Here is an 18,136-nt window from a genome sequence, read left to right as displayed (position 1 = left end):
TACAATATTCCAAAGAATGGGGAAGCTGAGATTGAAACTAACTGGGAATGGCTTTACGGAAAGCTTGAACCTGGAACATATAAGATAACCAAGGATGTTTTGGATTCAGGAGTTAGCAGCGAAGGGGATAGTTTGAACCGGTATCCTATTAGCGCACAGTTTTTGATTGCCGGATGAGAAATGATTGCTATCAAGTTGTTAGTGGTCACAGAACAACTGGTGATGGCTATTATGAGAACTGCATCGTTGCTGTTGAAGGGAATTAAATAGAAATCACAGAGTAATGAAAATGGAGGAGTAAAAAAATGCTTAGAGTACCGAACCTTATTGGTGAAGAAAAAGCGGATAAGATAGTAACTGAATTTGTAAACTACAGGCTTCTGGAGATCATGGAGGATATTATCCTTGATGAAGTTGTCTGGGGAATGGCGATGAGGGGTGAGCTTGATGAGAGTGCTTCTACAAAGAGCTTTGATGAGCTCGTGGATCTAAAAGAGCTTATGCTGGATGATCAGTTTGCTGCAGCCGTTTCCATGATGTATTTGCCTGAGAACTATCCTTTGAATAAGGCAAATAAAAAGTTCTTTGGTCTGTACAAACTTTTAAGGGCCAAGAAGGAATATGTGCCGGATCTTGCAATGGAGTATATTCTCTACAGTATTCTGGAGAGCGAAGTTGGCGAAGTTGATATGATCAACCAGGATATGGAGGATGGACTTTTTGACGACCTTGAGGATGGCATGTTTGATGGCTTTGATGAGGGTTTTGATGAAGATTTCGAAGATGACGAGGATGATTTCTTCGGAGATGATTTTGATGATGAGGAGGAGTTATCTACAGTAGAAAGGATTCCCGAACCTGATCGTACAGTAGTTAAGAAAGCTGTGCTTGAAGCCTACAAGGGAGAATTCGAAGGAAAAGAGCTTGAGGAAACAGCGGAGTATCTGGTTAATTGCTATGAAGATCTTCGTGAATACCTTGATGTATGCTTCTGGGATACGGATTTTCTTTTCCTGGATGATTACACTGAGGAACAGCTGAAGAAACTTGAAGCCAATGAACAGCTGGGGATGGTTGCAGAGAAGGAAAAGAAGATAATTGAATTCCCGTTCCAAAATAGGGAAGAAAAAAAGACTCGTATCAAGGCTGAGCTTGATATAGATCCATGGGATCTGGAGGATGAATGATTCATGTCGAAATGTTTAAGACCCCACCATGGGATGTGCTTTCAGTTCTATGAAGGCAGGGGATACCTTAAGAGCGCATTCTGCGCAAATGCTAATGAATATAAAGCAGAATGGGAGAAAGCAAGTAATGATTAAGCAGATAGTTAAAGATCCGTTCTTTCTGCAACAGAAATCTGAACCGGCAACAGAGGCAGACAAGCATGTAATTCAGGATCTTCTTGATACACTAAGAGCCAACCAGGAGCACTGTGTTGGCATGGCCGCCAATATGATAGGCATTAAGAAGACTATCATTGTTGTGGCTATGGGACCATTCCATTTTGCGATGGTCAATCCTGTAATTACAAAGAAGAGCGGAGAATACAAGACAGAAGAGAGTTGCCTGTCTCTTGAAGGTGTGAGACCCTGCACCAGGTATAAAGAGATTGAGGTGGACTATCTTGATCAGGACTTCAAGCTTCAGCATGGGAAGTACAAGGATTTCACAGCGCAGATAATCCAGCATGAAATCGACCACTTTTCAGGAATACTTATATAAACGAGTTCAGACCGATTATGAAGAAAGAAAAGGTTAAATGGAATAAAGGGACTATATGGACGAGAGACTTAGGAAACAGCTTGATTTTGCATTAGAAGTGGATAAGGAAAAGAATATTTTTAGGCAAACACACCTTTCTGGGCATGGTAGAAATGAGAATGATGCGGAGCATGCCTGGCACATGGCGCTGATGGCTTATATTTTAAAAGAGTATGCTAATGAGCCCGTGGACATCGCAAAAGTCATGCTTATGTGCATGATCCATGATGTGGTGGAGATTGATGCCGGAGATACTTATGCCTATGATGCAGAAGGGATAAAGACTCAGAAAGAGCGTGAAGATAAGGCAAAGGAAAGAATCTTTTCTCTTTTGCCGGATGACCAGAGAGCAGAGTTGATAGCTCTTTTCGATGAGTTTGAGGCATATGAAACACCGGAGTCAAAGTATGCTCATGCCATGGATAATCTTCAGCCATTACTCCTTAACAACAGTAACGGAGGTTCAGACTGGAAGGAACATGGCGTTACAGCTGATCAGGTCTATGGCCGGCAGAGTAAGACAAGGCTTGGCTCAGAGAAACTGTATCAGGAAGTTACCGATAAGCTCATCAAGGAGCATATGAAAAAGGGTAATATCAAGGAGTGATTTTACGCGTATATGGTTAATTAGGGGCGATGCTAAATGCATCGCCTTCAATATGTCCTAAAAAGAGTCAATGAATGATCTCCAAAAATACAGCTTAAGATAAGTGTTACTTTGATACCCATATTGGCAAAAAAACAAATAATTGCCGATATGGGTGTTTCTGACTGAGCTGACATCTCTTTTTATCAACCACGGGTTTATAGAAAGCGGAGTGGATTGTGGGTAAAATATTATTGTATGTAGAGTTGTTATATTAAAAATCGGGAGAAATTGCATGAGGGATGTTGGCAGAATACGGCCTTTTCTGGACAGGATAGCTGAGGTATGGGAGAAGTATCCTGATTTAAGATTTGGACAGTTTGTGATGGATATTGTTCCGGACAAGGATAGGCTGTGGAACTGCGAAGAGGACGAGTTCCTAAAACGAATGGAAAAATTTGTAGAAAGCATTTCTGCAAGTAAGAAATCCTATAAAGAGACATCGTTTGAGATAAGTGGCGCTGATGCTGACAGGTTAAAAAGATTTAAAGAACAGCATAAAGACTGTCCTATGGGGATGGCGTTTGACAAGTTTTCATATACATTCATTCCTACGGGACTAGGCATGGCTACTAAAGTGAAGTGTTCTTGTGGACAGACTCTAAGGCTTGGGAATTTTATGGACTTTGAAGCTGATGATTATGATGAAAAAGAGCACGGACCATTATCTGATGAAGACCTAAATAACAAGAAATTCGAGGAAGAGGCATTGCTGATTCTTAAATTGGAGAATCCTAGATATTGTAGGATGGCATTTGGAAAAGAACAATCATTTGTACTGCTATATACATATGTTACTGGATTTGCTCTAGCAGCTGATGAAAGAATAGCGAGATGTCTTTTGTATAAGAAAAGTTATGATGAAAAACATAATACAATAGAGAATTATTCAGGAGATGAAGCAGAGGACATTGCTCTGTTTTTCGGGCACTTTAAGGAGAAGCTTCGATTGGAGTTGGAAAACTATTCATGCAAAAATGACAGGCTTATCAAGAAATTGAAGGAAGTAGAGTGATGATTTATTTTACTGCTGATATGCATTTGGGGCACCGGGCGATTATTGCCATGCAGAACCGCCCGTTTGAATCCGTTGAAGAGATGGACCGCGTACTCATACAGAATTATAATTCTGTTGTTAAGAGAGATGACACAGTCTATATTCTTGGGGACATCTGCCATCATATGAAGGTTGAAGAAGCAGATAGCATAATAAAAAAGCTTAATGGCAAGAAATATCTCATAAAAGGGAATCATGACAAAAACTATGATCCCAGGTTGTTTATGGATATGCAGGATTTCATGAAAATATCTGTAGATGGTAATCATTATGCCCTGATGCATTATCCGATGATGTCATGGCCAAAGAAAAACAGTGGAGGCTACCAGCTTCATGGTCATATCCATTCTCGTATGGATTATAACGAGTCTAACCGAGGTGAAGGCATAAGAAGATATGACGTTGGCGTTGATACAAATAATTTCTTTCCTGTCTCTGTAAAACAGATAGAGAAATTCTTTGAGGAAACCAGGCAGGTAGTCATGACCAAGCAGATAAATACATTTGATAAAACTCTAAGGAAAATCCGATGTATAGAGAAGACACATGACTTTATAGGCGATGGTCATTTTATTACAGAAGAAGAGCTTGAGGTGGGAAAAGAGTACACGTTTGTCCCGCATGGTGGTAGACATGACGGCTTGTTTATACACATTCTTGAACATCCCAAATCGTTTGGGTATCCTGCTTATCTTTTCGAAGAACTTGTTCCATATGATGAGCAGATTGGGATTAAGGCAACATGGGAAAACTTAGAGAAATCATTAGAGAAGGCTGAACAGGATATTAGGGAGGGGAGAGTTTATTCAGATGAAGAGGTTCGCAAGCATATAGAAGAAGGCGTTGAGGAAATGAGGAAGGAACGGAATCCCGAGAGAATCCAGGGATATATCGATCTTCTTACTAAAGCGTGGGATAAGCATCCGGATATGCGATTGGGCCAGCTGATCCAGTATGCTTTGGGTGAAACTGATCTATGGGATATAAAGGATAAAGAGATTTTTGAAGCGTTAAGGCAGTTAGATAGAAGTATCTGAAAAAAAGATGTATAAAACATCTACTACCTGGGGAGAATAAGAATGCATAAGAATATAATCAAGATCTTAGAGGAGATTATGTCAGAATACAGAGTGAAAAAGATTTGCAGCAAGATGGATTATATCGTGGACTGGGAAGAGCCGGACAGGTCTGCGGGTCTCGATATAGAGGCAACTAAAAATAGAATATGCGATATGATAAAAGCTAAGGGCCTAAAAGATAAGGCTATTGCTGACAAGATGGGTATTACACCGCAGGCTGTAAATAAATGGAGGCATAAAGGGACTTTTCTTGTCGTAGAGAATCTGTACGTCCTAGGTGGAATGCTTGGGGTAAGCGTTGACGATTTACTTGTCCCGGTGACAAAGAAAAAGTGCAGAGTGGTTATTGAAATATGAGTATGTAACTGCATTCTATACCACAGGTTTAGCGACAAAACAATCAAGGTTTTATAGAATCATTGTATAGGAACAGGAAAATGACAGAGTATGGAGGGAAGCACTATGACAAAGATGACATCAGCATATGCAAATAAAGTTTTGAAGAAGCTTAATGATGATAAGGATTTTTACCTAAACAAAGAACAGGAAGGGCAGGTCTATGTGGCTGCGCTGGATGAGGAGCCGGTTATTCCCGATTATGATTACGCAGAAGTATCTGCAAAGATAGCGGAGATTGATGGGAAGATAATAAAGATCAAGCACGCGATCAATGTGACAAATGCAACAAGCAAGATTGATGTTGAAGGCCTAGACATGACTATTGATTCAATTCTGGTAAAGATGGCGCAGCTTAACAGGAGAAAGCTGGTGCTTGACAAGATGCGTAAGCGCCAGGCTAAGACGAGAGAAAACTCAGGCTTGTACGGGGCAAGAAAAACAGCTCCTGAGTATAGATATATCAATTACGATCTCAAGGCCGTCAATAAGGATTATGAGCGTATTGATGCGGAGATTGCGGCAATGCAGATTGCCCTTGATAAGTTCAATCAGACCTTTGAGTTTGAGGTGGAAGTTTAATGTTTTTTTCCGTGCATCAGGTTTTAGGGGCGTACAAGGTGTTAAGCATTAATCGCCGTTCAGTGTTGCGGTTCGCGGTTATTTGTTATTTTTTATTGGAGAATTGTTCAAGGTTACGAACAGGGTGTGTTTGAAGCACAATTTAAAATCTCACCTGTTGCAAAAAACTTGTACCTTTGGTACCGGGGCATTGAAGTTCGGTTTCATATGCCCCTCTTTTTTGATTAAGAAACTAAACCACTGGTATATTTTTTGTTGAAGCAGTTTGTGATATTATAATGAAACGGGATGGCGTTGCAGAGTCTTTTGTTAATACGGAGGATAACGACCATGGATATTTTTGATGTATTCGTTGACATGCAGGCTACTGGTGATAAGATCAAGCAGCTTCGCAAACAGAACCACTACAGGGTATTTGATCTTGCCAATGCACTTGGACTTGAATCAGAGCAGGCAATTTACAAATGGCAGCGCGGACAATGTTTGCCAAATACCGATAACCTTGTAAGACTTAGCATTTTGTTTGGATGCCACATAGAAGACATCCTTATTCATAACATGACAACAGGAGAGGACGAGAGTCCTCTTCTTCCTTTTTTAAGAGCTGTATTGAGTACGATGATTCAATATGGCTTTTATATTTTGCCTGAAAAAGATATGATAAGTATTAAGTTGACAGAATAGATGAAGCGCAGGCATTTGAGAAAGAACTGATAGAATCAGGAAGAAAGAAATTATATGGCAAAGTCAGGGAAGAAGAAAGAGGAGTTTGAATGATTAAATACAGGGAAATGACAGAGGCTGACAATGCCGTAGTAGCATTGCTTGTCAGGGATAACCTTAAACATTTTAATCTTGATATTCCAGGAACAGTCTATTTTGACAAAGAATTAGACCACCTTAGTGACTATTATGGTAATAATGAGCGTAGATACTTTGTCATTGAAGGCGACAATGGCGAGGTTATTGGTGGAATCGGATTTGCCAGATTTGAACCGATTAAAGATACTGCTGAGCTGCAGAAGCTATATCTTTCGGATACTGCAAAAGGCTCTGGACTTGGCTATGAACTGATAGACTTCATTGAGGACAGAATGCGCGAGGCAGGATACAAGATTTCGTATTTGGAGACCCATGATAATCTGCAGGCTGCGATCCACATATATGAAAAGAAAGGATATAAAGAGATAGAGCGTCCTAAAGAGGTGGTACACAGTACTATGAACAGATTTTTTAGAAAAGAGTTGTGAGGATACATAAATACTATGGCAGGAAAATTGTATGCTGTTGGAGTCGGGCCTGGTGATCCGGAGCTAATAACGATAAAAGCACTAAAGACCATAAAGAATGCTGATTGCATTGCATGTCCTGAAAGCCATGGTGAGCCAGGGACTGCATATAAGATTGCAAAAGAGGCTGTTCCGGATATTTCATCAAAAGAACTGTTGCTTTTGGGATTTCCAATGCGAAAGGATGACTTGAGTGATGCTCATCATAAAGCGGCTGAACAGGTTATAGACTATCTTTCATCAGGAAAGAACTTGGCTTTTCTGACATTGGGAGATCCGGAATTCTACTCAACATTTTATTATGTTGCTAACATTATAAAGGAACAAGGTTATGAAATAGAGATAGTCAGTGGAATCACTTCGTTTAGCGCTGCTGCAGCAAGGCTAGAGTTACCACTTTCTTTGGGCGATGAATCAGTGATGATCATCTCGGGAAAATTCTGTGAATTTGAAGGTACGCTCGTGATATTAAAAGCAGGGAGCAAGCTAAAGGAAATCAAAGAAAAAGCTTTTGCTTATAACAAGAATGTCTATATGATCGAAAATTGTGGAATGCCAGATGAGAAGGTTTATCTTGATATGCATTCTATTCCGGATGAAGCCGGTTATTTTTCTTTGGTGATAGTGAGGTAAATATAGTTTCAGTAGGATAAATGACGAGGAGATTGCCGGTGAGAAGAAGTGACAGGGAAATTAAGGATAAGAAACAAATTGAGGAATTTATAGCCAAAGAACAGATCATGAGGATCGCGTTCTATGACAACGGGGAGATTTATATCGTTCCGGTAAATTATGGATATGCTAATGATTCCGGGCAGTATGTATTCTATTTTCATGGAGCAAAAGATGGACGCAAGTATGAACTGAGCAAGGAATCGCCGAATATCGGCTTTGAGATTGATGGAAACTATGAACTACTGGAGGCTGACATAGCCTGCAAGTACTCAGCTAGATATCAGAGCATAGTCGGAACCGGAAAGATATCTATTGTCGAGGACAGGGAAGAAATAATCAGCGGGCTTAATACGCTGATGAGACAGACATCTGATAAGGCCAAATGGCAGTATTCTGATGAGATATTGAATGAGGTTGCTGTTTTCAGAGTGAATGTTGATAAGATCTCCTGCAAGGCAAAATAACTTTCAGTTTCCTTTTCTGAAGTTATTCTGAATTATTTGCACCTATAAACAATTAAAGAATATTGCCGATATAAAAGATAGCAATGGAAATGCGTGTCTTTTCAATGGATTGACCATCCTTGAAAGGGCACGTTTTTGTTATCCGGAGGTATACATGGGAATAGCAGCACTGGCGAATGATTATTATACAGAATCATATAATTTTGGAGTGGGAAAAGGGACTACTTCAGCTGTAGGTGAGACTGAGAGCTTTGGACAAAAGCTTCAGGCGGAAACGGAAAAGAAATGCCCGTATAACTTTTTGGCAAAGGAAGGAATCATACAGTACAACGGTGTTACTTTTGTTTGCGACTATAACCAGAATGCAATAACTCTCGGGAATATGTATGAAACAAATAAAATCCTTAAAATAGCGCTGCCCAGCGGTGGTAGTCTTCATCTGAATGTAGATAATATTGATACGCTCGCCAGGGCAGCAAGTATGTTCACACCAGAGGATCTTAATGCCATAATGCGAGCTATCCATGAATATAACCACTGCACCCGGAAACGCATGGAAATAGAGGAAGAGAAGGCTGAGACTGCAGAGGAAGCAGCTGCGGAATCTGAAACTCCTGATGCGGAGAAAGAGCCTGAGATTGGTGAAACAGTCCTGGCAGCTCAGATTAGCGCATTTAGAGCAGAACTGTACTACAAACTCATCAACAATGAAACCGAGATCAAAATCCAGATCGGCAGCCAGGAAATGAGCATGAAGGAATGGGATAAGCTCATGGACAGTATAGATAGAGAACTTGAGACTATTCACGAAGCGCTCCTTGAAAAAGAAGAAAAGCAGTCTGAAAAAGAACAGGAAGAACTAATCAGAAAGCTTTTTGAAGAAAGAAATGATAGGGAAGAACAGCTCATTTATAAACAGAGGGAAATGACTGCTTTATGAGGATACTTCTTTTTGCTATCAAATAAAACAGGAGTAGTTGACATCGCTTATCATGGTGCGTATACTAACAACTAATAATTTCGGAGGAAAGCTGATTATATGGCAAACACTCGTCTCGTCAACAGAATGGTCAATATTATGCCCGTGAATACTAATCAGGGGTTAAATTTGACGTGCGAGATGAGGCCGTGTTATAGATGAATATAGCTTTATTGATTCATAATAACTGAGTTTACAAAGACCTTATCAAGCGGATGTTTGATGAGGTCTATTTTTTTACATCAAAGGAGGAGCAGCATGAGAATCGAAGAAGAAAGAATCACACTGAAGGATGGAAGGAATCTGACGCTAAGATCTGCGGAGGAAAGGGATGCACAGACAATGCTGGATTACATTGTGAAGACAGCAGAGGAGACACATTTTCTGATCAGATACCCTGAAGAAATAAGCATGGATATTGAGAGAGAAAAGAGAATCATAAATGATAATCTTGAAGCTGAGGATTCAGTGTGGTTTACGGTCTTCGATGGAGATAAGGCTGTAGGCAATTGCTCTATTTCAAGTCACAGGAACCACATTAAACTTAAGCACAGATGCGATTTTGCAATTGCCATAGAGCAGGAATATTGCGGATGCGGTCTTGGGACATTGCTTATGAAGAAAGCAATCGATAAAGCAAAAGAGCTTGGCTTTGAGCAGATGGAACTTGGCACTTATGCAGATAATGAAAAGGGATTGGCCCTTTACAGGAAGATGGGATTTCAGGAAATGGGCAAGAACCTCAGAGCTTTCAAGCTTAAGGACGGTACATATATTGATGAGATCAACATGGTTCTGTTTCTGTAATTGTGGGAGGAAAAACGATGATTATAAAGAATGAAATACCAATACTTGAATATGATGATTGTTCTGCAGAGGTTATTGCACCTGATCATGATTTAGCAGGCATACAGCTTCCAGAGAAATGTCTTTTTACATTTCTTGGAGATGTGGTGCATCGATATGCCAAAGACAATAATGCTGAAGTCGTAGAGGAACTTATTACAGTTTCACACAATATAAAGATATATGTTCTGCATGAAAAGGATGATATATGTCTTGTGCAATCAACGATAGGAGCTCCTGCAGCAGCCCAGATAATGGACTCATTAGTCTCATGTGGCTGCAAAAAAGTTATAGCAGTTGGCTCGTGCGGAGTACTTGCCGAACTCCCGGAGAATGCTTTCATTGTGCCTGTTAGAGCACTAAGAGATGAAGGAACTTCATATCATTATCTTCCTGCGTCAAGATACATAGAGCTGGATGAAGAGCCGGTTGCTGCAATAGAAGACTGCTTTAAATCCCATGACTTGCCATTTGTTACCTGTACGACATGGACCACTGACGGATTCTTCAGAGAGACAAAGGACATGGTCAAGTATCGTTTGGAGGAAGGATGTTCTGTCGTAGAGATGGAGTGTGCGGCGCTGGCTGCAGTATGCAGAAAACGATGCGCTAAGTTCGGACAGTTTCTTTTCACAGCAGACTCTCTGGCAAATGTTCATGAATATGATGCCAGAGGTTTTGGGACGGATTCCCATGAAAAAGCATTGTTGCTGGGACTGGATGTACTTAGAGGTTATAAGTGATTCACTCGGAGACGGAGCGTAGACTTTATACTACGAGTATAATAGACAGCTAAGGATTTCAGTGTTACTATTCGATATAGAAAGAGATAAGCGGAGTAAAAATAATCTGCTCCCGGAAAGGAAAAACAGAGACATGACAACAACAATGAATCGAATTTATTGCCTCCATAATGAAAGTTATGAATCATCACTCCTGAAAAGATCAGAGTGGGGATTATATTTCATGCACTCATTTAAGGACAGGCAATTGCGAGAAAATGTTGTTGATAGGCGAACCCAGTGGGAATAAATCCAGGGTCTGGCAGATAAATTAACATGTTTTAGCGACCGCTTACCTTAAGTGAAAAAGGTAGGCGTTTTTTTGCGTAGAGCACTTAACGAGGTATTTACGAGTTTAGTGCGAACCATGCAAGTTCACTTGACAAGGTTTTGTCGAGTTTAGTGAAGCTTGCTCATGCAATAAGCGGAAAGGAGCAGAAATGGTTACAATACCTGCCATAGATATGGCGGCAACCGGAAGGAACATAACAAAGCTGCGTCAGGATGCCGGACTGTCTGTTAAGGATCTGCAGATGCTGTTTGGTTTCACAACACCACAAGCTATATACAAGTGGCAGCACGGCACAGCAATGCCAACGATAGACAACCTGGTTGTACTGGCGGTGGTATTTGATGTTCTAATAGATGACATAATCATCGTTGACAACGGAGTTCAGGCACAGTTAGGTGCTTGAAAGAAAAATAGAATAAAGGAGCTGTGAGTAAAAACAGCTCCGCATATGGTCCCCTCGTCTAAATGGCAAGGACACAGCCCTTTCAAGGCTGAAATGCTCGGTTCAACTCCGGCGGGGATTATCAGGGCAAGTAGCGAATCGGCAAACGCGACGGACTGTAAATCCGTTCTCTTCGGAGGTAATGGGCTCGACACCCATCTTGCCCACTTAGTTATTTGATAGGAGAAAAGACATGACACGATTATTGCGACTCCGACTTAGGAGCTTACAACTGAATTATCTGTGACCGTGGTGGAACTGGTATACACGCAGAGCTTAAGTCTCTGTTCCTATTGTTGGTTGCGAGTTCGAGTCTCGCCGGTCACATCTGTGCCCTTGGTGAAATGGTAGACACGGCAGACTTAGAATCTGTTGCGAAAGCGTAAGAGTTCGAGTCTCTTAGGGCGTACTTGCAGGATTGGCGGAAGTGGCAGACGCAATTGGCTAAGGACCAGTTGGGCTTAGCCCGTATCAGTTCGAATCTGATATCCTGCACTGCACAGGTGTATCCCAATTGGCAGAGGAAGCGAGCTCAAACCTCGTTTATGTGTGGATTCGAATTCCACCGCCTGTATTTCTGCCAGAGGCAGAAGATTTTTATACATGAATAACCGACAAAAATAACGAGGAAAGAGAGGTGTAAAGAATAATATAGCCCTGATGTAATGGTAGCATAACTGTCTCCAAAACAGTTTGTGTGGGTTCCCTGCGCAATGCTCGGAGTCGCAAGCGTGGCATCCCCTGGATGCCTGCGACCCTACGGGTTATGCTCAAGCTGCATTGGCAGAACGGGATTGCCGCGGTCTTGAAAACCGCTGGCTCCTTTACGGGAGAGAAGGTTCGACTCCTTCATGCAGCGCTTTAGCCGTGGTGGCTGAGTGGTAAGGCACCTGATTGCTAATCAGCGGTTTCCTTCACGGGAAGACAGGTTCGATCCCTGTTCACGGCGCCATGTTCCTCTAAGCTAATGGAAAAACTGTCTGGCTACGAACCAGGAATTAGGCGTTCGAATCGCCTGAGGAACATTTATGTCCCCTTCGCCAAGTGGAAAAGGCATGAGATTTCTAATCTCACATACGCGGGTCCGAATCCTGCAGGGGATACTTTGCAGATATGGTGAAATTGGTTATCACGCCTCTCTGATACGGAGGTATTTCCTGTTCGAGTCAGGATGTCTGTACTATAGCCTTATAGCTAATGAAAAAGTGTCATTCGATGACACTATACAAACTGGTCCGGCAGGACGATAATACAAGTGTAACAAAGATATGGAGCTGCCAAAGGTCAGCGGAAAGTTAAGAGGTAGATTTTTAAGATGTACTACGTAACTATCAGCAAGCAATTTAATAACAAACAGTTTATGCAGTTCTGCAAAAATCAGAAGTGCTTTGTTAGTTATGTAAATTGCAAGTTGGTGGAAAGTGGTCCAGGATCCAGTGAATAATGGATGATCCGGAGCATTAAAAATACACGAGGTCGATATGATCTGTAACCACTTAGCTTGCGAGGTTAAGTGGTTTTTTAGTGCGCAAAAAGGAGATTAGAAAAATGGATTATCCAGTTATTGATATTGAAGAAACAGGAATACATATAAGAGATTTGATCAGAGAAAGCGGACATACAGTTACAGAGGTTTCAGAATACCTGGGAACGAGTACTTCTCTTGTGTATAGATACATAAGAGGAGAGGTTCTTCCAAGCATTGATAGGATTGTAGCACTTTCTGTATATCTTGAAGTTCCTATTGAAAGAATAATAGCAGTCGAGTAAGACTGCACCATGCGGTATGGGGTAATGGTAGCCCACAGGATTTTGGTTCCAGTAATCTTGGTTCGATTCCAAGTGCCGTAGTTAAGACAGGGTAGCCAAGCTGGAAAGGCAGCGGACTGCAACTCCGCCATCGTGGGTTCGAATCCTGCCCTTGTCTCTATGGACTTGTAGCTCAAATGGTAGAGCGGGAGAGTGAAGATCTCCGCGTAGGCGGTTCGATATCGTCCGAGTCCACTTAGCTGTCTTAGCTCAGTTGGGAGAGCAACGGTCTTTTAAACCGTAGGTCATGGGTTCAATCCCCATAGGCAGCACTAAGCTGTTGTAGCTCAATCGGCAGAGCGCCCGGCTGTTAACCGGGAGGTTGTGGGTTCCCTTCGCAAGCTCGGAGTCGCAAGCGTGACATCCCCTGGATGTCTGCGACCCCTCTGTATCCGCTTTTTACCTGAATAGCTCAGTTGGTAAGAGCGTCTGTTTCATACGCAGAAGGCCATTGGTTCGATCCCAATTTCAGGTATTTTGTTTTTTTAAAAAAGTGCTTTACAAATATACGGTATGATGTTAATGTAAGTACATAGGAAGTGCCTGTCCTATTTATTTTGATGCAAACATCAACATAAATATGCGAGCGCTTCCTTTTTTGTTTATCAGAAATATTAAGAAAGGTTAAGGTAAAAAGCTTTCAATGAGACAGATGATGATTTCTAATCTTATAGGCATAACCGCGACAAAAGCGTATGACTTCACAGTCGATACGTTTGTTATTGATGCGCCCGTATTAGGAACATCAGGCCGTGCTTTTGGTATAGAAAAATATTTTAGGACAGATGGTAAAGTCCGATGTTAGGCTGGTAAACAGGCACACCGGAATATACTGTAGGATTTTAGGATCTGTCCAAGAGGATGGGTCCTTTTTTAATACCCAAATTGATATTGGGCAATAGTTCAATGGTGAGAGCCGGTGTCTTATAAGCATCTGATCCGAGTTCGATTCTCGGTTGCCCGATCAGCTCCATTCGCACATCAGCTAGTGTATTAGCTTTCCAAGCTAAGGAAGTCGGGGCAGCACCGACATGGAGCTTTCAGAAGAGAGAAAGCAGGCACTTCCTTACTTCTGAACGTAAAATAACTTAATAAAGCAGGAGGCCACAGGCACGGTCTTCTGCAGCTTGGGCCGGAAGTCGCAATGGGGTGACACTGGTTTTGCAATCCAGAGATGGCGGGTTCGATTCCCGTGCGGTCCACTACGATATAACTCAGCTGGGAGAGTGCTTCCCTTACAAGGAAGAAGCCACAGGTTCGCCTGTGCGTAGCTCGGCCGTGCTAAACGGATGTCCCCCGGACATCCAGCACCCTGTTATCGGAATACCTGCCGGATAAGCATAGATAGCGATGCAGGTGATTTGTAACCATCAGAGGAGGGCGCACATCCTTCATCCGGCTTTATATGACTCTATGGTATAAAGGCTATTATGCCGGACTGTCTATCCGGAGATCAGAGTTCAATTCTCTGTAGAGTCGTTTTCATTGCGGGGAAGTGGAACGGAATTACCATGCGAGGCTCATAACCTCAGCGATAGCAGGTTCCCTGCGCAGTGCTCGGAGTCGCAAGCGTGGCATCCCCCGGATGCCTGCGACCTGTCCCCGCGACCAGGCTTTAAACCACGAGTTAATTGAGAAGCAGCAGCTATGAGGCTATCATTTAATTAGATGGATGTGCGCCGACACACTAATCTGGAGGTGGTGTGAAAATCAGATCGGGTCCACCGTTAGGGCTTCGCCGTGACAGTCGGATTTAAGAGTTAGGGAAATAAGTATAGCAGGGAGAAGTGAAAGATGCGTTTTGATGAGATGGATTCAAAGATGCGTGTTTATGAGCAGTCTTTAGATCAGGTTATTCTTCCAGATATTTTCATGGTAGCGAGACTTGATGGGAGGGGATTTACAAGGCTTACAAAGGAGGTTTGTCATTTTGAAGCTCCTTTTGATGAAAAGTTTAGGGATATGATGGTAAAGACCACAAAGGAGCTAATGGATTGCGGATTCAGAGTGGTTTACGCCTATACAGAAAGTGATGAGATTTCGTTATTGTTTGCGGCTGATGAGGATACCTTTGGAAGGAAGGTGCGTAAGTATAACTCGACGCTTGCAGCAGAAGCCAGCGCGGTCTTTTCTCTTGAGCTTGGCATGGCAGCGACATTTGACTGTAGAATGGTACCGCTTCCGAATGCAGAAAGAGTGGAAGATTACTTTCGATGGAGACAGGAAGATGCAAACAGAAATGCTCTTAATTCACATTGCTACTGGATGCTGCGAAAGGAAGGCGCATCAGTTCATAAAGCAACTTCGGAGTTAAAAGGCAAAGGAGTGGCATATAAAAATGAACTCCTTTTCAGTAGAGGAATCAACTATGATAAGCTGCCCTCATGGCAGAAACGCGGTGTAGGTATGTGGATGGAAGAATATAAAAAAGAAGGGCTTAATCCACTTACAGGCGAAACAAGGATCACGACACGTAACAGGATACACGTAGATTATGAGCTACCATTCGGAGATGAATACGGCAGGCTTATTCGGAGATTTACTTGAGGGGTATAGAAAGATGAGAAAGTTAGCATCAATACAGAGAGTAAATGGAGTATTTCCAATATCTGACGCAGACAGGCTTGAGCTTGTTCAGGTACTTGGATGGAAGTGTGTTGGAGGAAAGAATGAGTTTCATGTTGGGGACTTGGTGGTCTATTTTGAGATAGACTCTTTCCTGCCAATATGCGAGGAATTTGAGTTTCTTAGAAAGAACTCTTACAAGAATAATGAATATATGGGAGAAGGCTTCAAGCTTAAGACCATGAAGTTCAGAGGAGAGATATCCCAGGGATTATGCCTTGGAATTGATAAACTTCCCAAGCTGAACGGAATAGAACTAACCGAGGGGATGGATGTGACAGAAATCCTTGGAGTTCGCGAGTGGGAGATGCCTGAAAGGGTTGGATCATCAGGAACAATAATCGGAGACAGGCCAGGATATATTCCTAAAACTGATGAAACCAGAATCCAGTCAGCACCAGAACTTCTTAAGGAGTTTGCAGGGCTTCCATACTACATCACGACCAAGCTGGATGGATCAAGTCATTCTGTTGGAGTAAGAGATGATGAGGTTTCCTACACGGGGCATAACTTCACCTACAAGGATGATGGTAAGTCTTCATTTGTTGAGTACGTTAAGTCTAAGGGAATCCCTGAGAAGATGGAGGAATATGCCAAGGAGAACGAAATTCAGAGCATTGTGCTTCAGGGAGAATGGTGTGGAGAAGGAATCCAGAAGAACAGGCTTAAGTTAAAGACCCCTGAATGGTTCGTGTTTACAGCAAGAGTAAATGACAAGAGAACTAACCTGGATATGCTCAGGGCTATATGCGAGTATGTTGGTTGCAAGATGGTTCCTGTCGAGGAAGAGGGAGAAGATCTTCTTACGAAGTATCCGGATGAGCAGGCTCTTTTAACAAGGGCTGATGGTATCGGATACAACGGAACTGTCCGGGAAGGAATTGTTATAAGGCCAAAAGAGCCTGTACATTCATACACACTTAGCGGCCCGCTTTCCATGAAGGTAATAAACAACAAATACCTGATCAAGAATGACGACTGACCGCGGAAGGGAGGCTGCATGATATCAACACTTTATGAACCTTTCAGGCATTGGTCCGAAAAAGGCTCAGTTTATATACTTTCGGATATGCACTTTGATGACGATGACTGTAAATTTATGGATCCTGGGTGGATTACTCCGAGGGAGCAGATAGATATTATCAACAAGACCATCATGAAAAATGATACCTTCGTCTGCCTTGGAGATGTAGGTAGACCAGAGTATATTAAGGAACTCAAAGTTAGGAAAAAGATTCTTCTTCTTGGCAATCACGACAGGCGGGGAGAGTATACTGACTGCTTCGACGAGATATATGCAGGACCTCTCTTTATTGCAGAAAAGATTCTTTTATCTCATGAACCGGTCTATGGACTCTCATGGTGTCTGAACATCCATGGTCATGACCATAATAACATTGAGGCATACAAGGATGGCTGCAAGCATCTGAACCTTGCTGCAAATGTCTGTGACTATACTCCTGTTAATCTCGGGAAGCTTATAAAGGATGGCATTCTGTCAGATATCGACAGTATTCACAGAGTAACGATTGATCATGCCATAGATAAAAAGGCCAAGAAAATGGAGAAGAATCCGGCTCCTATTTTATCAACCACGCGTTAATTGAGATGCTTGGAATTCACAGATACAATAATAGTGAATACTTGAGTAAAACTTGTCTAGGAGGCAATGGCAGAATATGAATGACAGGCAGAAAATGGTTGAAGAACTTATGCATCATCCGCTGAAGTCAGATGATGAATTCTTGTTCAGATGTGATCAATGTGGGGAGTGTTGTAAAGACCGGGCGGATATTCTTTTATCCCCGTTTGATCTGTGCAGGATTTCAAAAGCATTAGAAGAACCTTTACCAGATGCTATGGATAAGTATGGCTTTTTATTTCTTGGTGAGACAAGTAAATTTCCGCTGGTATCTTTGGTGATGCGTGAGGATAACGGCAGATGTCCATTCCTGAATGATGACAATCGTTGCGGGATTCATATGTACAAGCCTTCCGTATGCGCATTGTTTCCGCTTGGGAGATGTGCTTCCCGTCAGAATGATAGAACTGATATATTTTATATCCTTCAGCCGACTGACTGCGGCTATGATGATGAAATCCATACTCCTCGCGAATGGATGGGAGGGTTCAATCTTGAGGAGAGCGAGCAATGGTTTGCTGCATGGCAGGACATTGTCATGGAAATCTCAGAACGTATACGAGAAATATTGCCGAAGCTGCCTGGTGAGTTGGGCAATGAGATGCTATCAGGCATTGCCCAGATTTTATACTTGCGTTACCACGTGGATCAGCCGTTGCTTCCGCAGGTAAAAGAAAATGGCATTCTGGCTGGAAAGATGATCTCAATGCTTGAAAATACTATCATGACCTACCAAAAATCATAACTAAGAATGAGTAAACAAGGAG

21 protein-coding genes and 18 tRNA genes are annotated in these 18,136 nt (G+C 42.1%); all 39 read left to right on the top strand.

Annotation, left to right across the window (positions count from 1 at the left end):
* Positions 1 to 6: 6 nt before the first annotated feature.
* The 39 genes from J6O61_RS19760 to J6O61_RS14000 all read left to right on the top strand — a co-directional run bounded on the left by J6O61_RS19760 (position 7) and on the right by J6O61_RS14000 (position 18,114).
* Positions 7 to 177 (top strand): immunoglobulin-like domain-containing protein, encoded by a 171-nt coding sequence (locus tag J6O61_RS19760; protein ID WP_442861708.1) that lies wholly within the window; start codon positions 7 to 9, stop codon positions 175 to 177.
* 128 nt (positions 178 to 305) lie between these two features.
* The gene (locus tag J6O61_RS14185) at positions 306 to 1,187 is read left to right on the top strand and encodes a hypothetical protein (RefSeq protein WP_292214562.1); all 882 of its coding nucleotides are present in this window, start codon (positions 306 to 308) and stop codon (positions 1,185 to 1,187) included.
* A 127-nt stretch (positions 1,188 to 1,314) separates the two neighbouring features.
* Positions 1,315 to 1,725: a peptide deformylase gene (locus J6O61_RS14180; RefSeq protein WP_292214560.1), complete on the top strand. Its 411-nt coding sequence runs from the start codon at positions 1,315 to 1,317 to the stop codon at positions 1,723 to 1,725.
* Between the two features lie 55 nt (positions 1,726 to 1,780).
* Positions 1,781 to 2,371 (top strand): HD domain-containing protein, encoded by a 591-nt coding sequence (locus J6O61_RS14175; protein WP_292214558.1) that lies wholly within the window; start codon positions 1,781 to 1,783, stop codon positions 2,369 to 2,371.
* 274 nt (positions 2,372 to 2,645) lie between these two features.
* Positions 2,646 to 3,425, top strand: coding sequence for a hypothetical protein (locus J6O61_RS14170; RefSeq protein ID WP_292214556.1), 780 nt, complete (start codon positions 2,646 to 2,648; stop codon positions 3,423 to 3,425).
* Positions 3,425 to 4,504, top strand: a complete 1,080-nt coding sequence (locus J6O61_RS14165; RefSeq protein ID WP_292214555.1) for a metallophosphoesterase — start codon at positions 3,425 to 3,427, stop codon at positions 4,502 to 4,504. Before J6O61_RS14170 ends, J6O61_RS14165 begins: the two co-directional genes overlap by 1 nt.
* 42 nt (positions 4,505 to 4,546) lie before the next feature.
* The gene (locus J6O61_RS14160) at positions 4,547 to 4,903 is read left to right on the top strand and encodes a helix-turn-helix domain-containing protein (protein ID WP_292214552.1); all 357 of its coding nucleotides are present in this window, start codon (positions 4,547 to 4,549) and stop codon (positions 4,901 to 4,903) included.
* A 105-nt stretch (positions 4,904 to 5,008) separates the two neighbouring features.
* A complete protein-coding gene (locus tag J6O61_RS14155; RefSeq protein WP_292214550.1) occupies positions 5,009 to 5,524 on the top strand; it encodes a hypothetical protein in 516 nt (171 codons plus the stop codon).
* A gap of 330 nt (positions 5,525 to 5,854) precedes the next feature.
* Positions 5,855 to 6,208: a helix-turn-helix domain-containing protein gene (locus tag J6O61_RS14150; RefSeq protein WP_292214548.1), complete on the top strand. Its 354-nt coding sequence runs from the start codon at positions 5,855 to 5,857 to the stop codon at positions 6,206 to 6,208.
* 89 nt (positions 6,209 to 6,297) lie between these two features.
* Complete coding sequence (locus J6O61_RS14145; RefSeq protein ID WP_292214546.1) at positions 6,298 to 6,774, top strand: GNAT family N-acetyltransferase; 477 nt, start codon at positions 6,298 to 6,300, stop codon at positions 6,772 to 6,774.
* A 15-nt stretch (positions 6,775 to 6,789) separates the two neighbouring features.
* A complete protein-coding gene (gene cobI / locus J6O61_RS14140) occupies positions 6,790 to 7,446 on the top strand; it encodes a precorrin-2 C(20)-methyltransferase (protein WP_292214544.1) in 657 nt (218 codons plus the stop codon).
* Between the two features lie 38 nt (positions 7,447 to 7,484).
* Positions 7,485 to 7,952 (top strand): pyridoxamine 5'-phosphate oxidase family protein, encoded by a 468-nt coding sequence (locus J6O61_RS14135; RefSeq protein ID WP_292214542.1) that lies wholly within the window; start codon positions 7,485 to 7,487, stop codon positions 7,950 to 7,952.
* Positions 7,953 to 8,106: 154 nt separating this feature from the next.
* Positions 8,107 to 8,892, top strand: coding sequence for a hypothetical protein (locus J6O61_RS14130; protein ID WP_292214540.1), 786 nt, complete (start codon positions 8,107 to 8,109; stop codon positions 8,890 to 8,892).
* Positions 8,893 to 9,189: 297 nt separating this feature from the next.
* The gene (locus tag J6O61_RS14125) at positions 9,190 to 9,738 is read left to right on the top strand and encodes a GNAT family N-acetyltransferase (RefSeq protein WP_292214538.1); all 549 of its coding nucleotides are present in this window, start codon (positions 9,190 to 9,192) and stop codon (positions 9,736 to 9,738) included.
* A gap of 17 nt (positions 9,739 to 9,755) precedes the next feature.
* On the top strand, positions 9,756 to 10,520 hold the full coding sequence (locus J6O61_RS14120) for a nucleoside phosphorylase (protein ID WP_292214536.1): 765 nt from the start codon (positions 9,756 to 9,758) through the stop codon (positions 10,518 to 10,520).
* Between the two features lie 479 nt (positions 10,521 to 10,999).
* Positions 11,000 to 11,254, top strand: a complete 255-nt coding sequence (locus J6O61_RS14115; protein ID WP_292214535.1) for a helix-turn-helix domain-containing protein — start codon at positions 11,000 to 11,002, stop codon at positions 11,252 to 11,254.
* A gap of 47 nt (positions 11,255 to 11,301) precedes the next feature.
* Positions 11,302 to 11,375: transfer RNA gene (locus tag J6O61_RS14110), tRNA-Glu, on the top strand.
* 3 nt (positions 11,376 to 11,378) lie between these two features.
* Positions 11,379 to 11,460, top strand: a tRNA-Tyr gene (locus tag J6O61_RS14105).
* A gap of 76 nt (positions 11,461 to 11,536) precedes the next feature.
* A tRNA-Leu gene (locus tag J6O61_RS14100) sits at positions 11,537 to 11,620 on the top strand.
* A gap of 3 nt (positions 11,621 to 11,623) precedes the next feature.
* Positions 11,624 to 11,702, top strand: a tRNA-Leu gene (locus J6O61_RS14095).
* A gap of 3 nt (positions 11,703 to 11,705) precedes the next feature.
* Positions 11,706 to 11,788: transfer RNA gene (locus J6O61_RS14090), tRNA-Leu, on the top strand.
* Positions 11,789 to 11,792: 4 nt separating this feature from the next.
* Positions 11,793 to 11,867 (top strand) — tRNA-Leu (locus J6O61_RS14085).
* Between the two features lie 200 nt (positions 11,868 to 12,067).
* Positions 12,068 to 12,152: transfer RNA gene (locus J6O61_RS14080), tRNA-Ser, on the top strand.
* 5 nt (positions 12,153 to 12,157) lie between these two features.
* Positions 12,158 to 12,245, top strand: a tRNA-Ser gene (locus J6O61_RS14075).
* 78 nt (positions 12,246 to 12,323) lie between these two features.
* Positions 12,324 to 12,396 (top strand) — tRNA-Arg (locus tag J6O61_RS14070).
* 4 nt (positions 12,397 to 12,400) lie between these two features.
* Positions 12,401 to 12,473, top strand: a tRNA-Ile gene (locus J6O61_RS14065).
* A gap of 368 nt (positions 12,474 to 12,841) precedes the next feature.
* The gene (locus tag J6O61_RS14060) at positions 12,842 to 13,063 is read left to right on the top strand and encodes a helix-turn-helix domain-containing protein (RefSeq protein WP_292214534.1); all 222 of its coding nucleotides are present in this window, start codon (positions 12,842 to 12,844) and stop codon (positions 13,061 to 13,063) included.
* Between the two features lie 10 nt (positions 13,064 to 13,073).
* Positions 13,074 to 13,144, top strand: a tRNA-Gln gene (locus J6O61_RS14055).
* A gap of 4 nt (positions 13,145 to 13,148) precedes the next feature.
* A tRNA-Cys gene (locus J6O61_RS14050) sits at positions 13,149 to 13,220 on the top strand.
* A gap of 4 nt (positions 13,221 to 13,224) precedes the next feature.
* Positions 13,225 to 13,297 (top strand) — tRNA-Phe (locus J6O61_RS14045).
* 4 nt (positions 13,298 to 13,301) lie between these two features.
* Positions 13,302 to 13,374 (top strand) — tRNA-Lys (locus J6O61_RS14040).
* A 129-nt stretch (positions 13,375 to 13,503) separates the two neighbouring features.
* Positions 13,504 to 13,577, top strand: a tRNA-Met gene (locus J6O61_RS14035).
* A 417-nt stretch (positions 13,578 to 13,994) separates the two neighbouring features.
* Positions 13,995 to 14,066 (top strand) — tRNA-Ile (locus tag J6O61_RS14030).
* A 165-nt stretch (positions 14,067 to 14,231) separates the two neighbouring features.
* Positions 14,232 to 14,304, top strand: a tRNA-Ala gene (locus J6O61_RS14025).
* A gap of 1 nt (position 14,305) precedes the next feature.
* Positions 14,306 to 14,373: transfer RNA gene (locus J6O61_RS14020), tRNA-Val, on the top strand.
* 523 nt (positions 14,374 to 14,896) lie between these two features.
* Positions 14,897 to 15,649, top strand: coding sequence for a tRNA(His) guanylyltransferase Thg1 family protein (locus J6O61_RS14015; protein ID WP_292214533.1), 753 nt, complete (start codon positions 14,897 to 14,899; stop codon positions 15,647 to 15,649).
* A gap of 13 nt (positions 15,650 to 15,662) precedes the next feature.
* Positions 15,663 to 16,709, top strand: a complete 1,047-nt coding sequence (locus J6O61_RS14010) for an RNA ligase family protein (RefSeq protein ID WP_292214531.1) — start codon at positions 15,663 to 15,665, stop codon at positions 16,707 to 16,709.
* Positions 16,710 to 16,727: 18 nt separating this feature from the next.
* A complete protein-coding gene (locus J6O61_RS14005; RefSeq protein WP_292214530.1) occupies positions 16,728 to 17,330 on the top strand; it encodes a metallophosphoesterase in 603 nt (200 codons plus the stop codon).
* A gap of 76 nt (positions 17,331 to 17,406) precedes the next feature.
* Positions 17,407 to 18,114: a YkgJ family cysteine cluster protein gene (locus J6O61_RS14000; protein ID WP_292214529.1), complete on the top strand. Its 708-nt coding sequence runs from the start codon at positions 17,407 to 17,409 to the stop codon at positions 18,112 to 18,114.
* The last annotated feature ends 22 nt before the right edge of the window (positions 18,115 to 18,136 follow it).

The organism is Butyrivibrio sp. (assembly GCF_017635265.1).
Taxonomy (GTDB): domain Bacteria; phylum Bacillota; class Clostridia; order Lachnospirales; family Lachnospiraceae; genus Butyrivibrio.
The sequence above is the reverse complement of the archived record's forward strand: the minus strand, read 5'-3'. Positions and strand labels throughout refer to the sequence as shown.

What these genes read in the sequence shown, in the direction of transcription:
- J6O61_RS14115 (WP_292214535.1), top strand. Translation starts at nt 11,000, where the DNA reads ATGGTTACAATACCTGCCATAGATATGGCGGCAACCGGAAGGAACATA.
- J6O61_RS14155 (WP_292214550.1), top strand. Translation starts at nt 5,009, where the DNA reads ATGACAAAGATGACATCAGCATATGCAAATAAAGTTTTGAAGAAGCTT.
- J6O61_RS14170 (WP_292214556.1), top strand. Translation starts at nt 2,646, where the DNA reads ATGAGGGATGTTGGCAGAATACGGCCTTTTCTGGACAGGATAGCTGAG.
- J6O61_RS14015 (WP_292214533.1), top strand. Translation starts at nt 14,897, where the DNA reads ATGCGTTTTGATGAGATGGATTCAAAGATGCGTGTTTATGAGCAGTCT.
- cobI (WP_292214544.1), top strand. Translation starts at nt 6,790, where the DNA reads ATGGCAGGAAAATTGTATGCTGTTGGAGTCGGGCCTGGTGATCCGGAG.
- J6O61_RS14160 (WP_292214552.1), top strand. Translation starts at nt 4,547, where the DNA reads ATGCATAAGAATATAATCAAGATCTTAGAGGAGATTATGTCAGAATAC.
- J6O61_RS14150 (WP_292214548.1), top strand. Translation starts at nt 5,855, where the DNA reads ATGGATATTTTTGATGTATTCGTTGACATGCAGGCTACTGGTGATAAG.
- J6O61_RS14010 (WP_292214531.1), top strand. Translation starts at nt 15,663, where the DNA reads ATGAGAAAGTTAGCATCAATACAGAGAGTAAATGGAGTATTTCCAATA.
- J6O61_RS14120 (WP_292214536.1), top strand. Translation starts at nt 9,756, where the DNA reads ATGATTATAAAGAATGAAATACCAATACTTGAATATGATGATTGTTCT.
- J6O61_RS14130 (WP_292214540.1), top strand. Translation starts at nt 8,107, where the DNA reads ATGGGAATAGCAGCACTGGCGAATGATTATTATACAGAATCATATAAT.
- J6O61_RS14005 (WP_292214530.1), top strand. Translation starts at nt 16,728, where the DNA reads ATGATATCAACACTTTATGAACCTTTCAGGCATTGGTCCGAAAAAGGC.
- J6O61_RS14125 (WP_292214538.1), top strand. Translation starts at nt 9,190, where the DNA reads ATGAGAATCGAAGAAGAAAGAATCACACTGAAGGATGGAAGGAATCTG.
- J6O61_RS14180 (WP_292214560.1), top strand. Translation starts at nt 1,315, where the DNA reads ATGATTAAGCAGATAGTTAAAGATCCGTTCTTTCTGCAACAGAAATCT.
- J6O61_RS14000 (WP_292214529.1), top strand. Translation starts at nt 17,407, where the DNA reads ATGAATGACAGGCAGAAAATGGTTGAAGAACTTATGCATCATCCGCTG.
- J6O61_RS14185 (WP_292214562.1), top strand. Translation starts at nt 306, where the DNA reads ATGCTTAGAGTACCGAACCTTATTGGTGAAGAAAAAGCGGATAAGATA.
- J6O61_RS14060 (WP_292214534.1), top strand. Translation starts at nt 12,842, where the DNA reads ATGGATTATCCAGTTATTGATATTGAAGAAACAGGAATACATATAAGA.
- J6O61_RS14145 (WP_292214546.1), top strand. Translation starts at nt 6,298, where the DNA reads ATGATTAAATACAGGGAAATGACAGAGGCTGACAATGCCGTAGTAGCA.
- J6O61_RS14175 (WP_292214558.1), top strand. Translation starts at nt 1,781, where the DNA reads ATGGACGAGAGACTTAGGAAACAGCTTGATTTTGCATTAGAAGTGGAT.
- J6O61_RS14165 (WP_292214555.1), top strand. Translation starts at nt 3,425, where the DNA reads ATGATTTATTTTACTGCTGATATGCATTTGGGGCACCGGGCGATTATT.